The 5,090-nt window shown below is 70.3% G+C and carries 5 protein-coding genes and 1 pseudogene; 4 read left to right on the top strand and 2 right to left on the bottom strand.

Annotated features, from left to right (window positions below):
• Positions 1–1,119 (bottom strand): LON peptidase substrate-binding domain-containing protein (locus PV363_RS15825; protein ID WP_301022831.1); only part of this gene is annotated, 1,119 nt, incomplete at its 3' end.
• A gap of 140 nt (positions 1,120–1,259) precedes the next feature.
• Here PV363_RS15825 and PV363_RS15820 point away from each other — a divergent pair.
• The 4 genes from PV363_RS15820 to PV363_RS15805 all read left to right on the top strand — a co-directional run bounded on the left by PV363_RS15820 (position 1,260) and on the right by PV363_RS15805 (position 4,657).
• On the top strand, positions 1,260–1,850 hold the full coding sequence (locus PV363_RS15820) for a TetR/AcrR family transcriptional regulator (RefSeq protein WP_220346131.1): 591 nt from the start codon (positions 1,260–1,262) through the stop codon (positions 1,848–1,850).
• Between the two features lie 73 nt (positions 1,851–1,923).
• Positions 1,924–2,973: an ABC transporter permease gene (locus PV363_RS15815; RefSeq protein WP_255560871.1), complete on the top strand. Its 1,050-nt coding sequence runs from the start codon at positions 1,924–1,926 to the stop codon at positions 2,971–2,973.
• Positions 2,970–3,797 (top strand): ABC transporter ATP-binding protein, encoded by an 828-nt coding sequence (locus tag PV363_RS15810; RefSeq protein ID WP_301022830.1) that lies wholly within the window; start codon positions 2,970–2,972, stop codon positions 3,795–3,797. The genes PV363_RS15815 and PV363_RS15810 overlap by 4 nt, the downstream gene beginning before the upstream one ends.
• Positions 3,794–4,657, top strand: a complete 864-nt coding sequence (locus tag PV363_RS15805; protein ID WP_220366196.1) for an ABC transporter ATP-binding protein — start codon at positions 3,794–3,796, stop codon at positions 4,655–4,657. Before PV363_RS15810 ends, PV363_RS15805 begins: the two co-directional genes overlap by 4 nt.
• Positions 4,658–4,664: 7 nt before the next feature.
• Here PV363_RS15805 and PV363_RS15800 read toward each other — a convergent pair.
• Positions 4,665–5,090 (bottom strand): annotated as a pseudogene (locus tag PV363_RS15800) (YhjD/YihY/BrkB family envelope integrity protein); the annotation flags it as partial.

Below are 5,090 nucleotides of genomic sequence, written 5' to 3'. Positions count from 1 at the left end.
GAACGTCCGGCCGAGGGCGCGGGCGACCGACTCGCCGAGCGAGGTCTTGCCGACTCCCGGCGGTCCGGCGAGCACCATCACGGCACCGGACCCTCGTCCACCGACGACCTGCAGACCGCGCTGCGCACGACGCGACCGCACGGCGAGGTACTCGACGATCCGGTCCTTGACGTCGTCCAGGCCGTGGTGGTCGGCGTCGAGCACCGCACGAGCCGCCTCGACGTCGTCGTTGTCGTCGGTCTTCACGCTCCACGGGATCTCGAGGACCGTGTCGAGCCAGGTACGGATGTAGCCGGTCTCCGGGTTCTGCTCCGAGGACCGCTCCAGCTTGTCGACCTCACGCAGCGCGGCCGTACGGACGCCGTCGGGCAGGTCGGCCGCCTCGACACGCTCGCGGTACGAGTCGGCGCCGTCGGGCTCGTCCTCGCCGAGCTCCTTGCGGATCGCGGCGAGCTGCTGGCGCAGCAGGAACTCGCGCTGCGTCTTGTCCATGCCCTCGCGGACGTCCTCGGCGATCTTCTCGGCCACGTCGGCCTCGGCGATGGTGGCCTTGGTCCACGCGAGCAGCACCTCGAGGCGCTCGGCCGTGTCCGGCGTCTCGAGCAGCTGGCGCTTCTGGACGTCGGTGAAGTAGGGGGCGTAGCCGGCCATGTCGGCCAGCGCCGACGGGTCGGTGACCTTGTTGACCATGTCGACGACCTGCCAGGCGTCACGGCGCTGCAGGTTGGCGATCACGAGCGACTTGTACTCCTTGGCGAGCTCGGGGATGCGCTCGTCGTCGAGATTCTCGTCGACCTCCTCGGCCTCCACCCAGAGGGCGGCACCGGGGCCGGTCACGCCGGTGCCGATCCGGGCACGGCGCTCCGCCTTGAGGACGGCGGCGGACTCGCCGGACTGCGTACGGCCGGTCTGCAGGATCTCGGCCACGACACCGAACGAGGCGTAGCGGTCCTCGAGCCGGGGAGCGACCAGGAGTCGGTCGCCGGAGCTGGCGCGCGCGGCGTCGACCGCGGCGCGGGCAGCCTCGTCGAGCTCGATCGGCACCACCATCCCAGGGAGGAGGACGGGCTCGGTCAGGAACAGGACGGGCAGCTGCTGGGGGGTGCGTGGCTCAGTCATGAGCAACCTTTCAAAGTTGAGCGTGCCCTACTCAACCTCGCGTCGGCACGGGGTGTTCCCGTCCCGCGCGCCACGACGTTCGCCCCGCGCGAACAAGCGCGCGAACGCGGCGGAAGGCGACTGCGCCCTAGGCTCGGCGCATGACCTCAGAGGAACCGGCACCCGCTCAGCGCGAGCCGGGCCGCGGCGCCCCCGGCGCCGCACGGACGTCGATCCTGCAGTCGGCCCGTGCCGAGTTCGCGCGCGTCGGGTACGGCGCGGCGACCGTCCGTGCGATCGCCCGCGGCGCGTCCGTGGACCCGGCGCTCGTGATCCACTACTTCGGCAGCAAGGAAAACCTGTTCGCCGCCACCATCGCCGACGCCGGCTTCGTCGCCGACCAGGTCCGAGCGGCCGTCGACGGTCCGTCGGAGGCCTTCAGCGAGCGGTTCGCCCGCGCCTACTTCGGCGCCTGGGAGCACCCGGACACCTCCCTGGTCCTGCACAGCGTCGTGCGCTCCGCAGCGAGCTCGGCGACCGCGGCCCGAGTCGTCAGGACGACCATCGAGAGCGCACTGTCCGTGGACGGGACGTCGCACTGGGCCCCCGAACGCCTCAACCTGCTGGGAGCGCAGGTCTTCGGGATCGCGATGGCGCGCTACGTCCTCGGCACCGAGCCGCTCGCCTCGATGCCCCTGGAGGACCTGGTCGCGGCGGTCTCCCCACCGCTCCAGGCTCTCCTGAACGGCTAACCAGGCATCTGACCTGGTTCAACACCTGTTGAGGATCTGACGAACCTGTCGTAACGTGTCGTGGGTGAGAGCCATGATCATCAAGGAGTTCCGCGAGCTCGTCCGGGACCACCGGACCCTTGCGCTGCTGGTCGCGATGCCGCTGCTGCTGCTCGTCGTCTTCGGCTACGCGGCCAACTTCTCCGTCGACAGGGTCGACACCGCTGTCGTCGGGCCCGAGGCAGAGCAGGTCGCCGGCACCTTGCCGGGCTTCTTCGACGTCTCGACGACGGAGCCGTCGGAGGGCGAGGACGATGCGCGGGACCTCCTGCGCGACGACATCGTCGACGTGGCGCTGGTGACCGGCGCGGGCGGCACCCGAGCGCTCGTCGACGGCTCGAACCTGTTCGCCGCCCAGTCCGCGGTGGCCGCGCTCAAGACCTCGGGCCAGGGAATGACGGTCGAGGTCCTCTACAACCCCGACCTGAAGACGTCGTGGGTCATGATCCCGGCGATCATCGGACTGATCCTGACGTTCATCGGCACGATCATCACGAGCATCGGACTGGTCCGCGAGCGCGAAGCAGGCACGCTGGAGCAGCTGGCCGTGATGCCGATCCGTCCGAGCACCGTCATCCTCGGGAAGGTCACCCCGTACTTCGTCCTCGCCGCGCTCGACATGGCGGTCGTCACCGTCCTCGGGATGCTGCTCTTCGACGTCCCGTTCAACGGGCACGTCCTCACCTTCGCCCTGGGCGCGGTGCTCTTCCTGCTGGTGGTCCTCGGGATCGGCATCTTCATCTCGACGATCTCCCAGACCGCGGGCCAGGCGATCCAGAGCGCGTTCTTCGTGCTGCTTCCCCAGATCCTGCTGTCGGGGATGATCTTCCCGCTCGAGGCGATGGCAGCCGGCGTCAGGTGGATCGGCTACCTGCTGCCGCTCACGTACTTCACGATGATCTCGCAGGGCGTCATGCTGCGCGGCGCACCGATCACTGCCCTGTGGTTGCCCCTGGTGGTCCTGGCCGTCATGGCACTGGTCGTGTTCACCGCGGCCACGCTGCGCTTCCGTCGAGACCTCGCACCCGAGCGCAAGGTCAAGGACCAACCCCGGTCCACCGACCGTTCCCGGAGCCCGGCATGACGTACGGATTGGACTCGGTCGACGTGTCGTTCGGAGGCGTGCCGGCCCTGCACGGCGTCACGGTGGAGATTCCCGCGGGCGAGGTCGTCGCGATCGTCGGGGGCGACGGTGCCGGCAAGACGACGCTGCTCCGCACGTTGGTACGCGAGGTGGCGCCCGAGGCCGGCGAGGTCGACGCACCGCCAAAGGCGGAGATCGGCTTCCTGCCCGCCTCGTCCGGCAGCTGGGCCGCCCTGACCGTGACGCAGAACCTCGACTTCGCCGGCGGCGCGTACGGCGTCCGTGGCGCGGAGCTCGACGAGCGACGGACGACCCTGCTCACCGCGGCGGGGCTGAGTCAGGCCGCCGACCGGCTCGCCTCCCAGCTGTCCGGCGGCATGCGGCGCAAGCTCGGCGTGTGCATGGCGATCGTCCACCGCCCGCGGCTGCTGGTCCTCGACGAACCCAGCACCGGCGTCGACCCGGTCAGCCGCGTCGACCTCTGGCGGATGGTCTCCGAGACAGCGGCGGCGGGCTCGGCGGTGGTGATGTCCACGACGTACCTCGACGAGGCCGAGCGGGCGAGCCGTCTGGTCGTCCTCGACGCGGGACACATACTCGTCCAGGGCTCGTACGACGAGGTCCGCGCCGGTTTCCAGGGGACGGTGACCCGGGCCGACCCCAGCGTCCGCCCCGAGTGGTCATGGCGGCGAGGCCGGGAGCGGCACGAGTACTGGCCCGACGGTGACGCCCCTCCTCACCTGCCGGTCGTCGAGCCCGATCTCGAGGACATCGTGATCGCGCTCTCGCTGGTACGTCGCGCCGACCGCGGAGCAGCGGCATGACCGCCACGGTGCTCGAAGCGCGTTCGGTCACGAGGCGGTTCGGGTCGTTCACGGCCGTGGACGACGTGACCATGGACGTGGCGCCGGGGGAGGTCGTGGGACTGCTGGGGGCGAACGGCGCCGGCAAGACGACGCTGATGCGGATGCTCCTCGGACTGCTCCCCACGACGGAGGGAACCGTCCAGATGCTCGGCGGACCTCCTCGTCGCGAGCGGCGTCGTCGGCTCGGCTACGTCCCTCAGAACCTCGGGCTGTACCGCGACCTCACGCTGACCGAGAACCTCGCCTTCGTCGCCGACGCGTACGGCACCACCGTCCCGGTCCTGCCCGACGGCATCTCCCGGTACGCCGACGAGCTCGTCGCCGACATGCCCCTCGGCGCTCAGCGTCAGGGCGCCTTCGTCGCCGCGTTGTCGCACCAGCCGGAGGCGGTGCTGCTCGACGAGCCGACCTCGGGCGTCGACGCACTCGCGCGGGCCACGTTGTGGGACACCATCCGGGCACAGGCCGACCGAGGTGTGGGGGTCTTGATCACCACGCACTACATGCAGGAGGCGCAGCAGTGCGACCGGCTGCTGCTGATGTCGCAGGGCAGGCTCGTCGCACAGGGCAGCGAGACCGACATCATCGGACCCACCCGCGCCCTCGTCGTACGGACCGACGACTGGGCCGCCGCGTTCTCCGCGCTCAACGACGCCGGGGCCGCGGTGATCCTGGACGGACGCACCGTACGCGTCGCCGATGCCGGACGCGACGAGATCACCCGGATCCTCACCGCCGCACGCGTCGACGCGTCGGTCGAGCCCGTACCCGCAACCATCGAGGAACGCATGCTCGTCCTCGCTCGCGAGGCGCGCTAACGCGCCCTCACTCGCGGACGGCAGGCCGGTCCGCGCGCTTCACGGGCGGCGGGAGCTCGACCCGGGGCCACTCCTCTGGCCGACCGAACATCACGCGGATCGACTCGAACCCCTTGTGGCGCTGCGCCTTCGCGTAGTCGGAGTACGCCCGCTGGTCGGCCTTGGTGAGGTTGACGTTGTCGGTGAACGGCGTGAGGAGCGCGCGTGGATAGAGGCGCTTGGTCCTGACCACGTTGATCTGGACGCCGATCATCGCCATCACCGCACCGATGTAGATCAGCCCCATCATCCCGAGGACGACGGCGAAGATCTGGTTGAGGTTGCTCGATCGCCCGATCACGTTCTGGACGTACGCCGTCCCGGCCAGCTGCAGGCCCTGCCACATGACCGCGACCGCGAAGGCGCCCGGAGCCGCCGACCGGAAGCTGTGCTT

This window comes from Mumia sp., assembly GCF_028803055.1.
GTDB lineage: Bacteria > Actinomycetota > Actinomycetes > Propionibacteriales > Nocardioidaceae > Mumia.
Note: the sequence above shows the minus strand (reverse complement) of the source record. Positions and strands in the feature narration are given on the sequence as shown.

Excerpts from the sequence above, each read along its gene's own strand:
- PV363_RS15805 (WP_220366196.1), top strand. The coding sequence starts at position 3,794 with ATGACCGCCACGGTGCTCGAAGCGCGTTCGGTCACGAGGCGGTTCGGG.
- PV363_RS15815 (WP_255560871.1), top strand. The coding sequence starts at position 1,924 with ATGATCATCAAGGAGTTCCGCGAGCTCGTCCGGGACCACCGGACCCTT.
- PV363_RS15810 (WP_301022830.1), top strand. The coding sequence starts at position 2,970 with ATGACGTACGGATTGGACTCGGTCGACGTGTCGTTCGGAGGCGTGCCG.
- PV363_RS15820 (WP_220346131.1), top strand. The coding sequence starts at position 1,260 with ATGACCTCAGAGGAACCGGCACCCGCTCAGCGCGAGCCGGGCCGCGGC.